This window comes from Cupriavidus sp. FW216-B1 (genome assembly GCF_058789195.1).
Genome location: NZ_JBYTEL010000002.1, coordinates 136,492 through 152,641 on the forward strand (window position 1 = coordinate 136,492; position 16,150 = coordinate 152,641).

Genomic DNA, 16,150 nt, shown 5'->3' on the forward strand with positions numbered 1-16,150 from the left:
GTCCCGGCGGGGACGGCCTGCCGCCATGCCGCCGCGGGCGCGCCGGGGCGGCATGAGATGCGCCGAACGAGTATGCTAGTTGAATCCACCGTCGGAGCCGGAGAAAACAAGATGGAAAAAGAGTTGGAAAGCGAGCGCGAGGTCGCCACCCTGGGCGGCGGCTGCTTCTGGTGCCTGGAAGCGGTCTACCAGCAGGTCAGGGGCGTGCGGGCGGTGGAATCGGGCTATACCGGCGGCCACGTGAACCATCCGACTTACGAGCAGGTCTGCGACGGCGACACCGGCCACGCCGAAGTGGTGCGCGTGACGTTCGACCCCTCGGTGATCAAGTACCGCGAGATCCTGGAAATCTTCTTCGCCATCCACGATCCGACCACGCTCAACCGGCAGGGCAACGACGTCGGCCCGCAGTACCGCTCGGTGATCTTCACCCATTCGGAGCCGCAGCGCGCGACGGCCGAGTACGTGATGCGCGAAGTGACCGCGCAAAAGCTGTACGACGCCCCGCTGGTGACGCAGATCGAGCCGGGCCAGCCGTACTGGCGCGCCGAGGAAGGCCACCAGAACTACTACCAGACCCATCCGACCCAGGGCTATTGCTCGTTCGTGATCTCGCCCAAGCTGGCCAAGTTCCGGCAGAAGTTCGCGCACCTGCTGGTGCGCTGATCCGCCGGCGCGCTCAGTCGCGCGCCAGCCGCTCGGCGATGGCCTCGGCCAGCCGCACGCAGCTCAGCGGCGCGCAGCCCTCGGCCTTGTTGCTCACGATCACGTAGGCGGGCTGGCCCGCGCGCAGCGTGCGGACCACTTGTCCGGCGATCACCGCGCGCGTGTGCGGGTCCTCGTCCAGCAGCCGGTCGAACGGCGCGTAGCGCGATTCGGCCTGCTCGTAGGCGAAGCCCGCATGCAGCATCCAGCGCAGCACCAGCGGCCCCGGTATGCCTTCGTCCATCAGCGCCTGCGCCGGCAACTGGCGCTCGGCCGGCGGCATGCGCTCGCGCGCCGACAGGCAGAAGCGCACGCCGCGCGCGCGCAGCAGCTTGATGAAGCGCGGCGTGAGCAGGGATGCGTCGCGCAGCTCCACCGCGTAGCACGCATGCGGATTGGCGCCGGCATCGAGCGCGGGCAGCGCGCCGAGGAAGGCGTCGAGCCGCGCCAGGAAGCCGGCGCCGTCCGCGGCCATCGCGCCCAGCGGCGAAAGCTGGAACAGCAGCGGGCCGCATTTCTCGCCGAGCCCCGCGGTGGCCGGGCCGATGAAGTCGCGCGCGGCGATCTCCGCGTTCAGGAAGCTGGCGTTGGCCAGCCGGCCCGCGCCCTCGGCGGTGCGCAGCCACGGATCGCAGATGCTGGCGGGCGCCTTGGTCAGGAAGCGGAAATGCGCGGGCACCTGGGCCGCGTAGGCAACGTAGTCGGCCAGCGGGATCGGCGCGTAGAAGCCGCGGTCGATGCCGGCCGCGCGCAGCAGCGGATGCTGCGAATAGGCGGCCAGGCCCTTGCGCGAGAGCAGGCTGTCGCTGTATTCGCCCTGGTAGACCAGGCCGTTCCAGCCGCCGTAGGACCACGACGAGGTACCGAGATGCAGGCCGGCGGGAAGGCGTTCGGCCAGCGCGAGGAGGGCGGGATCGGGCGGCGGCGCCTGCACGCTTTTTCCGCGTGCGGGGCGCGCCGCCGGCGCGGCGGCCGGCACGGGTGTTTCCGGCAAGCCGCCGAACAGGTCTTCAGTCAAGCGGGTTTTCAGTCCAGCGGTTTGTCGTAGATGTAGCGGCGCGACCAGGGCAGGCTCTGCGAGGGCAGGCCGGCCTTGTGGCAGACCACCTGGTAGATCGACATCTGGTCGGTATCGAAGGCGTGCGCGCAGCCCGCCAGGTAGACGCGCCAGATGCGGTATTTCTTCTCGCCCACCATCGCGCGGATGGTATCACCCTGCGCCTCGAAGTTGTCCGCCCAGTGGTGCAGCGTGCGGTTGTAGTGGTTGCGCATCAGCTCCACGTCGGTGGCTTCCAGGCCGCCGCGCTGGAGCGTGTTGAGCACCATGCCGATGTGCGGCAGCTCGCCCTGCGGGAACACGTAGCGGTCCATGAATTCGGAGCCGTCCATCGGCGTGGCGCCGCTCTCGGGATCGGGCGAGGTGATGCCGTGGTTCATGGCGAAGCCGTCGTCGGCCAGCAGCTCGCGCATGCGCTTGAAGTAGCCGGGCAGGTTGTCCTTGCCGACGTGCTCGAACATGCCGACGCTGGTGATGCGGTCGAACGTGCCGGCGGTGTCGCGGTAGTCCTGCAGGCGGATCTCGATGCGGTCCGACAAGCCCGCCTGCCTGACCCGCTCGGTGGCCAGGTCGAACTGGTTCTGCGACAGCGTGATGCCCACGCAGCGCGCGCCGAACTTCTGCGCCGCGCGCAGCACCAGCGCGCCCCAGCCGCAGCCGATGTCGAGCAGGGTCTGGCCGGGCTGCAGGCGGATCTTGGTCAGGATGTGGTCGATCTTCTTGCGCTGCGCGGTGGCGAGGTCCTCGTCGCCGTTCTCGAAGTAGGCGCAGGAATAGACCATCGCCGGATCGAGCCAGAGCGCGTAGAACGCGTTGGAGACGTCGTAGTGGTACTGGATCGAGGCCTTGTCGGCGGCCTTGGTGTGGGCGAAGTGCTGCGCCACGCGGGCCAGCGCGCCGCCGGCCTGCGCGCTGGCGGCGGCGGAGAAGCGGTAGGCCACGGCGATGATGTCGCTGAGCTTGCCGTCCAGGTCGATCTTCTCCTGCACGTAGGCTTCGCCGAGGTTGTCGAGGCTCGGCGTGAGCAGCAGCGGCAGCGCGCCCGCCTCGCGGACCGTCAGCGTGACCGCGGGCTGCTCGAAACGGCCGAGCGGATACTCGTTGCCGTTCCATAATCGCAGCTTGACCGGGAGGTTGGCTCGCTCGCGCAGATCGGCGATCCAGTGATCCAGTTGCTTGTCCAGTGCTTGCTTGAAAAACATGCGGCCTCCCAAATTGGCGGTTGCGGCACACTCCTCGAACCTCAGCAGCGGGCAGGCTGGGCCTGCACACGATGGCGTCTTCCTCGCGGAAGTGCCGATGACTCACTTTACGACAATTCCCAATTTTGTGCAGTGCGCGGCCCCGATGCGCGCGGGGCCGCGGCCGCCTGGCCGCCCGGACAATTCAGCCGCTATTCAGCCGCCATTCAACGGCTCACGGCGACAGCCGCACGATCTGCCACGCGCCGTCCGCCTGCAGCCGGTAGGCGATGCGGTCGTGCAGGCGCGACGGCCGGCCCTGCCAGAATTCGATGCGCGACGGCACCAGGCGATAGCCGCCCCAGTGGGCCGGCCGCGGCGGGTTGTCGCCGAACCTGGCGCGGAAATCCGCCTCGCGCTGCTCCAGCACCGCGCGGTCCGCGACCTCGCGGCTCTGCTCCGACGCCCACGCGCCCAGGCGCGAGCCGAGCGGGCGCGAGGCGTAATAGGCATCGCTCTCGGCATCGCTGACCTTTTCCACGGTGCCTTCCACGCGCACCTGGCGCTCGAGCTGCACCCAGTGGAACAGCAGCGCCGCGCGCGGGTTGCCGGCCATGTCCAGACCCTTGCGGCTTTCGTAGTTGGTGAAGAAGGTGAAGCCGCTGGCGTCCATGCCCTTGAGCAGCACGATGCGCGCGGACGGCTGGCCGTCGGCGTCGACGGTGGCCAGCGTCATCGCGTTGGGCTCGGGCAGCTTGGCATGGATGGCTTCGTCGAACCAGCGCTGGAACTGGCTGATGGGATCGGTCGCCACGTCGGACTCGGAGAGCGAGCCGAGCACGTAGGTGCGGCGGAGGTCGGCAAGTTGGGTCATGTCGGATCAGGTATCAAGTCTGCGTGCCGCGCCGGGCAGGCCTGCCCGGCACCGGCGGCGCGCCTGATTCGAGTATAGCGAAAGCGCACCCGGCCGCATTTGCGCATGCGCAAGCCCTCGCGTTGCCATCGTCAGGCCGCTGGCGGCGGCAGCTTGCGCGCATGCCCGCGCGAGTAGTAGCCGGCCACGCCCATCGCGCCCGCCATCGACAGGAAGATCGGCAGCATGCCGAGCGCGGTGCCGACCACGCCGAAGGTCAGCGGCCACACCACCTGGCTGGTATTGAGCACGGCCGAGCGCAGCCCCAGCGCCTCGCCGGCGCGCCCGCTCGGCGAGGCCGCGTGCAGGATGTTCATCACGTTGGGCTGCGCGCTGCCCAGCGCCAGCCCGAGCAGGAACGCCAGGCAGCACATCAGCCAGAACTGCGCGACGAAGGGATAGAGCAGGTAGGCCACCGCGCCGAGCAGCAGCGCGCCGCGGATCACCTTCCATTCCGACAGCCGGCGCGACACCAGCGGCATCGCCACGCGGATGGCGAAGGTGGCGATGGCGAACGCGCCCAGCACCCAGCCGATCGACGACGGCGACAGCCCCACGCGCGTGCCCTGGATCGGGATCAGGAAGGCATGCAGGTCCCACGCGGCCGACAGCACCGCGCTGGCGATGAACACCGCGCGCAGCTCGGGGTGCGCCAGCAGGCCCAGCGTGGAACTGCGGCTGCCGTCGACGATGGCGTTGCGCGCGGCCCGGGCGCCGCGCGCGGGCAGGCGGTGGCGCACCAGCTGCAGTCCGGCCAGCCCCGCCGCGGCCACCGCCACCAGCGTGAAGAAGGCCGGGCGGAAGCCCGCGTGCTCGATCATGTAGCCCATCACCACCGGCCCCAGCGTGCCGGAGAACGACAGCCCGAGCGCGTGCAGCGTGTAGTTGCGCAGCCGCGTGCCGTCGCTGGAGATCTGGCCGATCAGCAGCTGCATGGCCACCTGCACCAGCATGAAGCCCACGCCGATCAGCGCGCACGAAAGATAGAGCGCCGCGATGCCCGGCCACAGCGCCGGCAGCAGCGTGCCCGCGAGCACCATCAGCGAGCCGGCCATCAGTGGCTTGCGCGGGCCGATCTCGTCGATGCGCTTGCCGGCATGGATGGCCAGCAGCATCGGCAGCAGCGCATAGAGCGACATCAGGATGCCGAGCGTGACGGTGGAGGCCTTGAGGGACAGCGCGAACAGCGACACCACCACGCGGCTGGCATTGAAGGCCACGTGGTTGCACACCGTGAGCGCGATCAGGCAGCTGATCGGCGGAACGGTGGCGTGTAGCGGCGTCATGCGCGGGCGGGGGCTTTGGGGGAATCCGGGAGAAAAACAAGTGCGGCCGAAACCGCACCCTGAGAAGGACGCCACGATCACTCGCAGAGGTCCGCAATGCGCCATCTATTGAAGACTTCGTTGTAAATGGCCGTTTAATTATGCGAGCGGCGTGTGCGATAGACAACGGTTCTCTGCACCAGCGTGGCGAAAGTGTTGCGAAATTGCGTCGATGCGTGCGCGGGTGTCGCGCACGGGCAACGGTGGCGCCACCGCGATGGTGCGCGGCGGTCAGCCGCCTTGGTGCAGCGAGGCGTCGGGCGCCGGCCGCGCCGGCGCGGCGGCAGCGCCCGCGCCCTCGCCCGATGGCACGGGGCCGGCGGCGCCGCTGGCCGGCTCGCGGTAGGCCTGGCCCGGCGGCGGCGCCAGCGGGCGCTTGCGCACCTGCGCCAGCAGCTTGCCGCACTGGGACTCCTCGCCGCCGCCGGAGAGATCGATCAGCGGCAGCACCGCGGCGCCGACCGGCGCCACCAGCGCCAGCGCCACCGCGCCGCCCGCGCGCAGGGCCAGCACGCCGATGTCGGGGCTGACCGTGGGCTTCTTGAGCGTGCCGCCCACGTAGAGCGGCGAGCGCAGCGAGAAGATGCGCAGGCCCTTCGAGTCCGGCCGGATGGTCAGCGCGAGCCGTTCGCTGGCCAGGTCGACCGCGCCGGTGGTGTCGATCACGGCGTCCTGCGTGTCGAGCACGAAGGTGCGCGCGCGCGCCAGGCCGTTGGTGAAGCTGACGTCGCTCACGCCGCAGTTGATCCGCACCGGCTTGTCGCCGAACAGCTTGGAGATCACCACGCTGCCCACGTTCAGGCCCATCGCCTCCAGGACGAACTTGCTCACCGTGCCGTTTTCCACCAGCAGCTTGGCTTCGCCGTTGGCGCTGCCGAGCAGGGCCGCCACCGAGTTGCCGGTGGCGCTGAGCCGCGCGGCGCCGTTGAGCTCGCCGATGCTGGCGCGCATCGACTCGAATTTCGGGAACAGCTGCTTGAGCTTGAGATGGCGCGCCTTCATGTCGATGGTGGCGGCCAGCGGCGCGCGCTTGCCGTTGAGCTGCAGCGTCGACACCAGGTTGCCGCCGGCGATGCCGAAGTCGAGCGGGTCCAGCGTGAGCCGGCCGTCGTCGAGCTTGAGATGGGTGACGAGATCGGTGATCGGCAGGTCGGCGGTGCGCACGATGCGCTTGCCGGTGAACTTCACGTCCGCGTCGATGCTGTCCCAGCGCTCGGTGCGGAACGGCGCCACCGGCAGCGCCTTGTCGGCGGGCTGGCGCACGGTGCTGTCCGCGGCCGCGCCGCCGGGCCTGGCGTCGGCGCCGATCAGCGGCGCCAGGTCCTCGAAGCGCAGCTGGCTCGATTCCAGCTCGCCCGACAGCAGCGGGCGCGGCTGGCGCTGGGCGTAGCTGAGCGTGCCGCTCAGGTCGCTGCCGCCCACGCGCCCGCTGAACTTGTCGTAGCGGTACGTCGAGGCGCCCTTGCGCAGCGTGGCCACCAGCCGCCCGCGCGTCTCGTAGGGCGGCGTGCTGGGCAGCACGATGCCGGTGAGCGCGTACAGCCGGGCCATGTTGTCGCCGGACAATTGCAGGTTGACGTCGAGCGCGCCGAGATGGGCCGGGTTGGTGAGCGTGCCTTCCACCACCGCGCGCGTGTTGCCGACGCGCGCATCGGCCTGCACCGGGAACGGCACGTTGGCGTCGCGCAGGCTCAGCACCGTGCCGGCCTTGCCGCTGGCGCTGATGGTGGCGTCGTGGTAGCGGCCGGTGGCCTTCCAGCGCAGGCCGTAGCGCTGGCTGGCGGGCGCTGCCGCCGTGGCGCCGGCGGTGCCCGGGGCCGCCGCGCCGGTGAGCGCGCCGTCGCGGGCCTTGTCGTAGAGCGGGCTGTCGCCGATGGTGTCCAGGCGCGCCTGCATGTCGAGCTTCAGCACCTGGTCGGACAGGCTCAGGTCGCCCTGCGCCAGCGCCACCTCGCCGATGTCGAGCCGCCACTCGGACGGCTGCTTGCTGGCCGGCGTGGCGAAGGTCCAGTTGTTGCGCTGGTCGGTCAGGCGCTCGAGCCACACGGCCGGGCTGTCGACCACGATGGTGGAAATCGAGATCTGGCGCGACAGCAGCGGCAGCGGGCGCAGCACGAAGATCAGCTCGCGCACGGTGGCGAAGTTCGGCTCGCGCGCCCAGTCCGGGTTGCCGATCGTGATATCGGCGGCCGACAGCCGCGGCCACGGCACCCAGGTGTGCCAGCCGGTCTCGCCCTGCGCGCTGCGCCAGGTCAGCGTGAGGTCGCCGTTGACGGCGAAAGGCCGGCCGATGGCCTCGGACACGCGCTGGTTGAGCCACGGCTTGAGGCGGTTCCAGTCGAAGGTCAGGACGACCACGACCACGATGGCCACCAGCGCCAGCGGCGTCAGTACACTCCAGAGAACGGCCTTGCGGCGCACGGGCATGGGATTGTCGTCCTGGTCGGGCGGGTGGCCGCGGCGCCGGCCCCGGGGGTGGGGCGATGCGGCGGCCGGACCACTGTTGTCAGGTATTGTATAGTTGCGCGCCGCGTTCTCCTGTCGGCGCCAGGCTGACAGGGTGACGCAGGCGGCGCCTGGACGGCCAGTCCGCCCGCGTCCGCCCGCCGGCGGCCCTCCTTCAGCAAGCCTCGATCCTATCCATGAGCCACCTCGTCCCGGAAACCTCCCCGGCCCCTTCCGCCTCCCCGGAACTGGCGCAGCTGCCGCCGGCGCTGACGCACGAGAGCCCGGCCGACGACGACTACCACCGCCGCTTCGGCGGCGTGGCGCGGCTGTACGGCGCGGCCGGGCTGGCGCGGCTGGAGGCGGCCAGCGTATGCGTGGTCGGCATCGGCGGCGTGGGCAGCTGGGCGGCCGAGGCGCTGGCGCGCAACGCGGTCGGCCGCGTCACGCTGATCGACCTCGACCACATCGCGCTGTCCAACACCAACCGCCAGATCCACGCGCTGGGCGATGCCTACGGCCGCGCCAAGGTGCAGGCGATGGCCGAGCGCATGGTGCAGATCAACCCGCGCTGCCGCGTGACCGAGGTGGACGACTTCGTCACCGAGGACAACGTCGCCGAGCTGCTCGGCGGGCACGACTACATCATCGACGCGATCGATTCGGTCAAGGTCAAGGTCGCCATGCTGGGCTGGGCGCGCCGCACCGGGCGGCGCATCATCACCTGCGGCGGCGCCGGCGGCCAGCTCGACCCGACCCGCATCCGTGTGGTCGATTTCTCGCGCACGGTGCAGGACCCGCTGCTGGCCAAGGTGCGCTCCCGCCTGCGCCAGGACTGGGGCTGGCCGCGCAATCCCAAGCGCAAGTTCGGCATCGACGCGGTCTTCTCCGACGAGCCGCTGCGCTATCCCGAACCCGAGCAGCAGGCCTGCGAGATCGACGAAGCCCCGGCCGACGCGCCCGCGATCGCGCCCGCCGGCCCGCAGGGCCTGGCCTGCGCCGGCTTCGGCTCGTCGGTGGCGGTCACGGCGGTGTTCGGCATGGTCGCCGCCGCCAGCGTGCTGGGCGCGCTCACCGCGCTGACCGGGCCCGCCGCCCCCGAGTGAGCCGCGCGCCCGCGCTAGGCGGCCAGCGCCGCCAGCAGGGCCGCTAGCTCGCCCTCGCCCGGCGCGGTGTTGTCGAAATAGCGCAGCTCGGGGTGCTGCTCCGGCGCCGGCATGAAGCGCCGCGCGCGGTAGTCCTCCCAGTGCGCGAGCTTGTAGGCATCGTTGGGGTTGCCGCGCCGCACGATGCGCGCGTGCGCCTCGTCCTCGGGCAGGTGGACCCACACCGTGCGCACCTGGGTGCCGGCGGGCACGCGCAGCCATGCCGGATCGTGCAGCCGGTGGTCGCGCACCTCGCGCGACAGCGGCCCGACCACGATCACGCTGATGCCCAGCGCGAGGTTCTCGCGCGCGGTGTCGAGCAGGCCGTGGTATTCGGCGTCGCGCAGGTACTTGAGGTAGGTAGGGCTGTCGCGGTCGTTGGGGTCGCCGGTCAGCGCGCCCATCGCGGCGGCGCTGTAGCTGCCGTACAGGGTGTCCTTGTCGAGCAGGCAGAACGGCTCGCCGGTGGCCTGCATGAGCGGGCCGATCAGGCGGTGGGCCAGGGTGGTCTTGCCGGTGCCGGCATGGCCGCAGAAGAAGAGCAGTCGGGGCATGGGAAGGCGGGGCGGAGCCCGCGGCGGTGGAAAGCCAGCCGCCAGCATAACCCGCGCGCCGGTTTGTCCTGGATCAGTCCGCGCCGCGGCGGATTCGGTATGCTCTCGGCTGGGGCCGGACTTCGCGCCGCGCGCGCGGGGCCGGCCAGCCGATTCCTTCGTTGCCTCGCTTCTCCAGACATGACCGATCACGCCACGGATGTCCCCGCGCCGAGCCGCGCCGCCCTTGCGCCCGAGCTGCTGCTCGGCGAGCCGGTGACCGACGCCACCCATGAAGAATTCGTGCAATTGCTGGATGCCGCCGCGCGCGCCGCGGACGACGGCTTCCTGGCCGCGCTGGACGAGTGGATCGAGCACACGCGCCATCATTTCGGCCAGGAAGAAACGTGGATGGAAGCCATGAACTTCGGCCCGCAGCACTGCCACCGCGGCGAGCACCAGCAGGTGCTGGCGGTGGCCGACGCGGTGCGCGTCAAGGTCGCCGAGGGCGACGTGACGCTGGGCCGGCGGCTGGTGTCCGAACTGCCCGGCTGGTTCGACCAGCACGTGAGGTCGATGGACGCGATGATGGTCGGCTACATGCGCGAGCACGGCTTCACGCTGATCGAGGCGCCCGACGGGCAGGCCGCCTGAAGACGGCCGCGCCGCGGCGCTTCAGCCGCCGCCGGCGGCCGCGCGGTCGAGCACCACGAAGTGCTTGCGCACCGTTTCCAGCACCTCGAACAGGCCGGTGAAGCCGGCCGGGATCACGCAGGCGTCGCCGGGCCCGAACTCGCGCGCGTTGCCCGCGTCGTCGCTGATGCGGATGCGTCCGCTGATGACGTGGAAGAATTCCTCCTTGCCCGCCGGGAAGGCGATGCGCCACGCGCCCGGCTCGCAGCCCCACACCCCGCAGTCGAAATCGCCCTGGCCGGCGCTGTAGTGCGTCCAGGTGGTGCGCTCGGGATTGCCCGCCACGAGCCGGTCCGGGCGCGGACGGTCGTGGCTGGGGGCGGGGTCGGCGCGGAAATCGGCCAGGCGGGGCAGGGCGGCAGCGGTCACGGCTAGGGCGGGCAGGAAGGTCGGGCCCGCCAGTTTAATTCAGCACCGAGGCCAGTTGCCGGCGCCAGCGCGAAACCGCCTCGGGCTGGTCGCCCATGAGCGCGAACACCGACAGCATGGTGACGCGCCCGATGTCCTCCTCGAAGCCGCGGTCGGCCCGCACGATGGCCAGCAGCTGTTCCAGCGCCGGCTCGTAGTGCCGGTGCGCGATCAGCGCGCGGGCCAGGTCCAGGCGCGTGCGCAGGTCGCCGGGCGCGGCCGCCACGCGCGCGGCCAGGGTGGCCGTGTCGGGCAGTTCGGCCACGCCGCGCATGGCTTCGAGCCGGGTGCGCAGCGCCGCGAAGCCGTCTTCCTGCGACGCGCCGCGCGACAGCATGCCGAACTCGGTCTCGGCCTGTTCCAGCGCGTCGCCGTCGAGCAGGAAGCCGATGTACTCGAGCCGCGCCGCGTCGAAGCCCGGATCGAAGGCCAGCGCCGCCTGGAACGCCGCCCGCGCGGCTTCGCGGTCGCCGGCGGCGAGCGCGTCGCGCGCGGCGCGCAGGGCGGTCTGGCCCGGGTCCGGCATCACGCGCGCGAGGAACTCGCGCAGGCCCGACTCCGGCAGCACGCCGGTGAACTGGTCCACCGCCTGGCCGTCCACGAAGGCCACCACATGCGGGATGCTGCGCACGCCGAAGTGCGCGGCGAGGTCCTGGTTCTCGTCCACGTTGACCTTGGCCAGCCGCCACTTGCCGCCGGCCTCCGCTTCGAGCTTCTCCAGCATCGGTCCCAGCGTCTTGCACGGGCCGCACCAGGGCGCCCAGAAATCCACCAGCACCGGGATGTGACGCGATGTCTCGATCACGTCCGCCTCGAAATTCTGCAGGGTTACGTCGCTCATGACTTGATCTCGCTAGAAGGGAAGCCCCGCGCATGCCGGGGCCATACGGGGCCTAGTTGGGGGCGGATGCCGCCGATTGCAACAGCGTGGCGCGCAAAGGCGGGCGGGCAAGGTGGATAGACAAGGGTAAGCGATGGATTGAAAATAGAACGGTCGTTCGGTTATATTGATTGACTGGTATCCAAGATCAGGTCGGACAGACCGCACAGGAGACGTTCCATGCAGACCCACCAGCCCGCGCGCCCGCATTTCCAGTTCTGGCCCAAGCGCGTTCCTACCGAGATCGTGTCGCCGGAGACCTCGCTCTGGTACAACCTGGTGGTTTCCGCGCACCGCTACGCCGACAAGGCGGCCATCCGCTATTTCGGCAACGCCATCACCTTCCGCCAGCTCGAGGCGCAGGCCAGCGCGGTGGCCGGCTGGCTGCAGCAGGAAGCCGGCGTGAAGAAGGGCGACCGGGTGCTGCTCTACATGCAGAACTGCCCGCAGTTCATCATCGGCTACTACGCCATCCTGCGCGCCGACGCCGTGGTGGTGCCGGTCAACCCGATGAACCGCACCGAGGAATTCAAGCATTACATCAGCGACGCGCAGGCGCGCGTGGCGATCTGCAGCGCCGACCTCGCCGCCGGCGCCGAACAGGCCAGCGCCGAGCTGCCCGAGGCGCAGCGCCTGCGGCACATGCTGGTCACGCAGTACGGCGACGCGCTGCCGGCCAGCTACGAGAACCCCGAGGACGCGCCGCCGGCCTGGCTCACCGCCGAGCACCCGCTGCCGGCCGGCGCCACGCCGTGGTCGCGGGTCCTCGCCGCGCAGCGGGTGCCGGCGCCGCACACCGCCGGCCCCGACGACATGGCGGTGATGCCGTACACCTCGGGCACCACCGGCTTTCCCAAGGGCTGCATCCACACCCACCGCACGGTCATGCACAACGTGATCGGCGGCAGTACCTGGAGCGGTAGCGGCGCGGAATCGACCATCCTGTCGGTGCTGCCGCTGTTCCACGTCACCGGCATGCAGTACGGCATGAACGGCCCGATCTACAGCGGCGCCACCGTGGTGATGCTGCCGCGCTGGGACCGCGAGGTGGCCGGGCGCCTGATCTCGCGCTACAAGGTCACGCACTGGACCAACATCCCGACGATGGTGATCGACTTCCTCGGCAGCCCCAACCTGGCCCAGTTCGACCTGTCGAGCCTGCGCTACATCGGCGGCGGCGGCGCGGCCATGCCGCAGGCGGTGGCCGAGCGGCTGCACCAGCAGTTCGGCCTGAACTACCTGGAAGGCTACGGCCTGTCGGAGACGATGGCGCCGACCCACGGCAACCCGAGCGACCGCCCCAAGCTGCAATGCCTGGGCGTGCCCACCTTCAACACCGACGCGCGCGTGATCGACCCGGTCACGCTGGCCGAGCTGCCACCCAACGAAACCGGCGAGATCATCGTGTGCGGCCCGCAGGTGTTCAAGGGCTACTGGGGCAAGCCGGACGCCACGCGCGACGCCTTCATCGAGTTCGAGGGCAAGACCTTCTTCCGCACCGGCGACCTCGGGCGCATGGACGAGGAGGGCTACTACTTCCTGACCGACCGCCTCAAGCGCATGATCAACGCCTCCGGCTTCAAGGTGTGGCCGGCCGAGGTGGAGAACCTGCTGTACAAGCATCCGGCCGTGCAGGAAGCGTGCATCATCGGCACGCGCGACGCCTACCGCGGCGAGACCGTCAAGGCGGTGGTGGTGCTCAAGACCGATGCCCGCGGCAAGACCACGCCCGAGGACATCATCGAATGGGCCAGGGAGAACATGGCGGCCTACAAGTACCCGCGCGTGGTGGAGTTCGTCGACGCGCTGCCCAAGTCGGGCACCGGCAAGGTGATGTGGCGCCAGCTGCAGGAAAGCGAGAACGCGCGCGACGATGCGGCCAGGCCGGCGGCCTGATGCTTGCCGCCTGACGCCCGCCGCGCGCGGGGCGGCCTTCAGTGCCCGCGCGCGCGCACCAGCATCTTCACCATCGTCTTGTAGCTGCGCTCGCGCGCGTGCCGCGTCGGGCTGGTGCCGTCGCGGTCCGCCAGGTTGGCGTCCGCGCCGGCGTCGAGCAGCAGTTGCACGGTGTCTTCGTAGCGCGCGCTGCCGTCGCCCATGACGATGGTTTCCAGCAGCGCGGTCCAGCCCTGCCGGTTGACGTGGTCGACCGGCACGCCGGCCTTGAGCAGCACTTTCACCACCTCGGTATTGCCATGCTGGCTGGCCAGGATCAGCGCCGTGCTGTCGTTGCTGTCGGTGCTGGCGAGGTCGGCGCCGTGCGCCAGCGAAAGCTGCACCACCTCGAGCTGCCCGGTGGCGGCGGCCAGCAGGAAGGGGCTGTTGGCGTCGATGTCCTTGCGGTTGACGTTGGCGCCGGCTGCCACCAGGGTCTTGGCGACCTCGGTGTGGCGGCTGTCCACCGCCACCAGCAAGGCGCTGCGGCCGCGCTCGTCGGTGGCCTGCGCGGAGGCGCCGGCGGCAAGCAGGCGCTTGACCAGTTCGAGGTCGCCCTGCATGGCCGCGGCGATCAGGTTGCGATCGAGCGCGCCCACGCCCTCGCGCGGGCCGGACGCCGCGGTGCCCGCGGGTGCCTGCGAGCGAGGCGCGGCATGGGACGCCGCGCCGCCGGCAGGGCGCGCCGCCAGGCTCGATCCGCCCGGGCCGGCCAGCAGCGCGCCGCCCATCAGCAACCCGGTCAGCCCCAGCACTTCGGCCAGTACCAGTCGGCGGGGGCGGGCGGCGGGGCGCGGCATCGGGTGGATTCCTGGATAGGTCCGGATCAGGCGGCCGTGCCGGCGGCAGGCCCGCTTGCGGCATCGGTGTCCTGCAACTGGCGCCACAGCCGGCCGAGATAGGGATCGTCGACGCCGTTGGTGGCCAGCCCGAGCAGGGTCTGCTGCAGGTATTCGCGCGCCGGGCCGTACAGGCCGGCGGCGTGGCGCAGGCAGGCCACCACGCGCTCGTCGGGCAGGCGCCCGGCATAGGCTTCGTGGCCGCGGTTCATGACGAAGGCCAGCGCCGGCTGCGGCGCGCTGCCGGCCAGTTTCACGTTGAGCCAGCGCGGGTGGTAGGCGCCGGTCAGCATCTCGCGGCGCCACAGCAGGCGGAATTCCTGCTCGATCATGTCATGGGGGATGCGGAACGCCACGCCGTGGCACGAGCCGCCGCGGTCGAGCCCCAGCACCAGGCCGGGGCTGTCCCAGGTGCCGCGGTTGATGCGCGAGTACAGGTAGAAGCCGCGGTGGTAGCCGTGCACGGTGGCCAGCTGGCGGTCGGTGTGCACCACCATCGGGTTCCAGATCAGCGAGCCGTAGCCGAACACCCACACATCGCCGGCCAGCGCGGGCGTGTCCGGGCGCTGGTCCAGCGTGGCGCGCAGGGAGCCTTCGAATGCGGCTTCCGGGAGTAGCGAGGAAGCCACCGGCGTGCTGCAAAGAGAAGCACGCAGCCGATCCGTTTCGAGATCTTGTCGGGTGATGGCCATGCCTGCAAGCATAATCCAAAGCTGCGTTTCAGGCGGCAAGGAAACCACATGGCAGGCAGAAATCGCCGCAACGCTCAACTGGCTGTGTGCGGCAGACAACGGTCGGCATGGCGGCGGGGCCGGCGAAATCGCACGGACTTGACCGCGCACGGTGGCGGCGGCGCCGGACAAGTCCTTACAATACCGCATCAACCCAGGAGAACAGGCTATGGCGCGCACGCTCACGGTGGCCTTCGGCACCGGCAAGGAATTCGGCTTCACCATCGGCGACGCCGAACTGGCCGCCGTCACCGAGGAGGCCGGCTGGCGCTGGTTCGACCGCGAATACGCCGAGCTCGACTGCCAGGCTTCCAGCCCGGTGGGCAAGGTGCTGGTGATCGACAAGATCCTCAACGTGGCCAAGTTCTCGGGCGAGCAGCGCTTCGCCGACGACGCCGCCTGGGCCCAGGACTACGCGCGCCACGCCGCGCGCCTGCTCGACCGCGACAAGGTGCGCGTCGACGTGGGCAACGCCGCCATCAGCTTCTGACCGCGGCCGGCGCCCGGAAGCAAAAAGGGACGCCCGCGGGCGTCCCTTTTTTCTGCGCGGCGCTGGCCGGCGCTCAGACCGCCAGCAGTTCCACCTCGAACAGCAGCGTGGCGTTCGGCGGGATCACGCCGCCGGCGCCGCGCGCGCCGTAGCCGAGCTCGGCCGGGATGACCAGGCGGCGCGTGCCGCCGACCTTCATGCCCTGCACGCCTTCGTCCCAGCCGCGGATGACGTGGCCGGCACCCAGCGGGAACACGAAGGGGTCGTTGCGGTCCTTGCTCGAGTCGAACTTGCGGCCGGCCTGGCCGTTGTCGTAGAGCCAGCCGGTGTAGTGCACCGTGACATGCTTGCCGGCGGTGGCTTCGGCGCCTTCGCCGGTGACGGTGTCTTCGTATTGCAGGCCGGAGGGAGTCGTATTCATGATTGGCTTCCTTGTAGTGTCTCAGGGAGTGTCACGGTACCGGGGCCGCCCGCGCGTGGCTGGCGGTCCCGGGCGAACGGGGTACTGCGCGATGGTGCTGGTGGTGCGTGCTGGTGGTGCTGGCGATGCCGGCGCCGCGCGGGCTCAGCCCGCCGCGCGCTGCAGGACGTCGAGGGTGATGCGCACGTTGTGGTCGTCGTCGCTGACCCAGATCTCGCCGTCCTGGATCGTCACCGACAGCCGCATGGCGCGCTGGGCCAGCGCGGCGAGCGCGTCCACCGCTTCGGCCGGCACATTGTAGATGGTCACGTTGCGCAGCTTGCCGGCCTTGCCCGCCATGCCCTTCCACCATTCGCGCGCGCTTGCGCCATTGTAGGTGAACACGGTCACGGGGGGGGGGGGGGGGGGGGGGGGGGGGGGGGGGGGGGGGGGGGGGGGGGGGGAAGGTG

General features: G+C 70.7%; 16 protein-coding genes and 1 pseudogene (1 of these 17 cut by a window edge). 5 read left to right on the forward strand and 12 right to left on the reverse strand.

Annotation, left to right across the window (positions count from 1 at the left end):
- The first annotated feature begins 111 nt into the window (after positions 1-111).
- Complete coding sequence (msrA, locus tag AC3WXD_RS07605; RefSeq protein ID WP_020204604.1) at positions 112-666, forward strand: peptide-methionine (S)-S-oxide reductase MsrA; 555 nt, start codon at positions 112-114, stop codon at positions 664-666.
- Between the two features lie 13 nt (positions 667-679).
- Here the strand turns inward: msrA and AC3WXD_RS07610 are convergent, their stop codons facing one another.
- From AC3WXD_RS07610 to AC3WXD_RS07630, 5 genes are all read right to left on the reverse strand, one after another.
- A complete protein-coding gene (locus AC3WXD_RS07610; RefSeq protein WP_492323461.1) occupies positions 680-1,723 on the reverse strand; it encodes a DUF72 domain-containing protein in 1,044 nt (347 codons plus the stop codon).
- Positions 1,724-1,731: 8 nt separating this feature from the next.
- A complete protein-coding gene (locus AC3WXD_RS07615; RefSeq protein WP_020204602.1) occupies positions 1,732-2,964 on the reverse strand; it encodes an SAM-dependent methyltransferase in 1,233 nt (410 codons plus the stop codon).
- 214 nt (positions 2,965-3,178) lie between these two features.
- A complete protein-coding gene (gene pdxH / locus AC3WXD_RS07620) occupies positions 3,179-3,817 on the reverse strand; it encodes a pyridoxamine 5'-phosphate oxidase (RefSeq protein ID WP_492323462.1) in 639 nt (212 codons plus the stop codon).
- Between the two features lie 131 nt (positions 3,818-3,948).
- Complete coding sequence (locus tag AC3WXD_RS07625) at positions 3,949-5,142, reverse strand: MFS transporter (protein WP_059411280.1); 1,194 nt, start codon at positions 5,140-5,142, stop codon at positions 3,949-3,951.
- A 270-nt stretch (positions 5,143-5,412) separates the two neighbouring features.
- A complete protein-coding gene (locus AC3WXD_RS07630) occupies positions 5,413-7,608 on the reverse strand; it encodes an AsmA family protein (protein WP_492323463.1) in 2,196 nt (731 codons plus the stop codon).
- Positions 7,609-7,823: 215 nt separating this feature from the next.
- On the opposite strand from AC3WXD_RS07630, the gene tcdA reads away from it, so the two are divergent.
- On the forward strand, positions 7,824-8,732 hold the full coding sequence (tcdA, locus tag AC3WXD_RS07635; RefSeq protein WP_492323464.1) for a tRNA cyclic N6-threonylcarbamoyladenosine(37) synthase TcdA: 909 nt from the start codon (positions 7,824-7,826) through the stop codon (positions 8,730-8,732).
- A 14-nt stretch (positions 8,733-8,746) separates the two neighbouring features.
- Here tcdA and AC3WXD_RS07640 read toward each other — a convergent pair whose 3' ends face one another.
- A complete protein-coding gene (locus AC3WXD_RS07640; protein WP_492323465.1) occupies positions 8,747-9,325 on the reverse strand; it encodes a P-loop nucleotide/nucleoside kinase family protein in 579 nt (192 codons plus the stop codon).
- A gap of 180 nt (positions 9,326-9,505) precedes the next feature.
- On the opposite strand from AC3WXD_RS07640, the gene AC3WXD_RS07645 reads away from it, so the two are divergent.
- Positions 9,506-9,958: a bacteriohemerythrin gene (locus AC3WXD_RS07645; RefSeq protein WP_059411283.1), complete on the forward strand. Its 453-nt coding sequence runs from the start codon at positions 9,506-9,508 to the stop codon at positions 9,956-9,958.
- Between the two features lie 21 nt (positions 9,959-9,979).
- Here AC3WXD_RS07645 and AC3WXD_RS07650 read toward each other — a convergent pair whose 3' ends face one another.
- Both AC3WXD_RS07650 and trxA read right to left on the reverse strand, forming a co-directional pair.
- Complete coding sequence (locus AC3WXD_RS07650; protein WP_020204595.1) at positions 9,980-10,366, reverse strand: cupin domain-containing protein; 387 nt, start codon at positions 10,364-10,366, stop codon at positions 9,980-9,982.
- A 34-nt stretch (positions 10,367-10,400) separates the two neighbouring features.
- Positions 10,401-11,246 (reverse strand): thioredoxin, encoded by an 846-nt coding sequence (gene trxA / locus AC3WXD_RS07655; protein ID WP_492323466.1) that lies wholly within the window; start codon positions 11,244-11,246, stop codon positions 10,401-10,403.
- Between the two features lie 219 nt (positions 11,247-11,465).
- Here trxA and AC3WXD_RS07660 point away from each other — a divergent pair, with 219 nt between their 5' ends.
- Positions 11,466-13,181, forward strand: coding sequence for a long-chain fatty acid--CoA ligase (locus AC3WXD_RS07660; RefSeq protein ID WP_020204593.1), 1,716 nt, complete (start codon positions 11,466-11,468; stop codon positions 13,179-13,181).
- Between the two features lie 38 nt (positions 13,182-13,219).
- Here AC3WXD_RS07660 and AC3WXD_RS07665 read toward each other — a convergent pair whose 3' ends face one another.
- Entirely contained in the window at positions 13,220-14,020 is an 801-nt protein-coding gene (locus AC3WXD_RS07665) for an ankyrin repeat domain-containing protein (protein WP_492323467.1), read from the reverse strand.
- 26 nt (positions 14,021-14,046) lie between these two features.
- Positions 14,047-14,751 (reverse strand): gamma-glutamylcyclotransferase, encoded by a 705-nt coding sequence (locus AC3WXD_RS07670; RefSeq protein WP_043366986.1) that lies wholly within the window; start codon positions 14,749-14,751, stop codon positions 14,047-14,049.
- A 208-nt stretch (positions 14,752-14,959) separates the two neighbouring features.
- On the opposite strand from AC3WXD_RS07670, the gene AC3WXD_RS07675 reads away from it, so the two are divergent.
- Complete coding sequence (locus AC3WXD_RS07675) at positions 14,960-15,280, forward strand: hypothetical protein (RefSeq protein WP_059411286.1); 321 nt, start codon at positions 14,960-14,962, stop codon at positions 15,278-15,280.
- Positions 15,281-15,353: 73 nt separating this feature from the next.
- Here AC3WXD_RS07675 and AC3WXD_RS07680 read toward each other — a convergent pair whose 3' ends face one another.
- The gene (locus AC3WXD_RS07680; protein WP_020204589.1) at positions 15,354-15,701 is read right to left on the reverse strand and encodes an FKBP-type peptidyl-prolyl cis-trans isomerase; all 348 of its coding nucleotides are present in this window, start codon (positions 15,699-15,701) and stop codon (positions 15,354-15,356) included.
- A gap of 144 nt (positions 15,702-15,845) precedes the next feature.
- A pseudogene (locus AC3WXD_RS07685) lies at positions 15,846-16,150 on the reverse strand (YaeQ family protein); it runs 342 nt beyond the window's last position.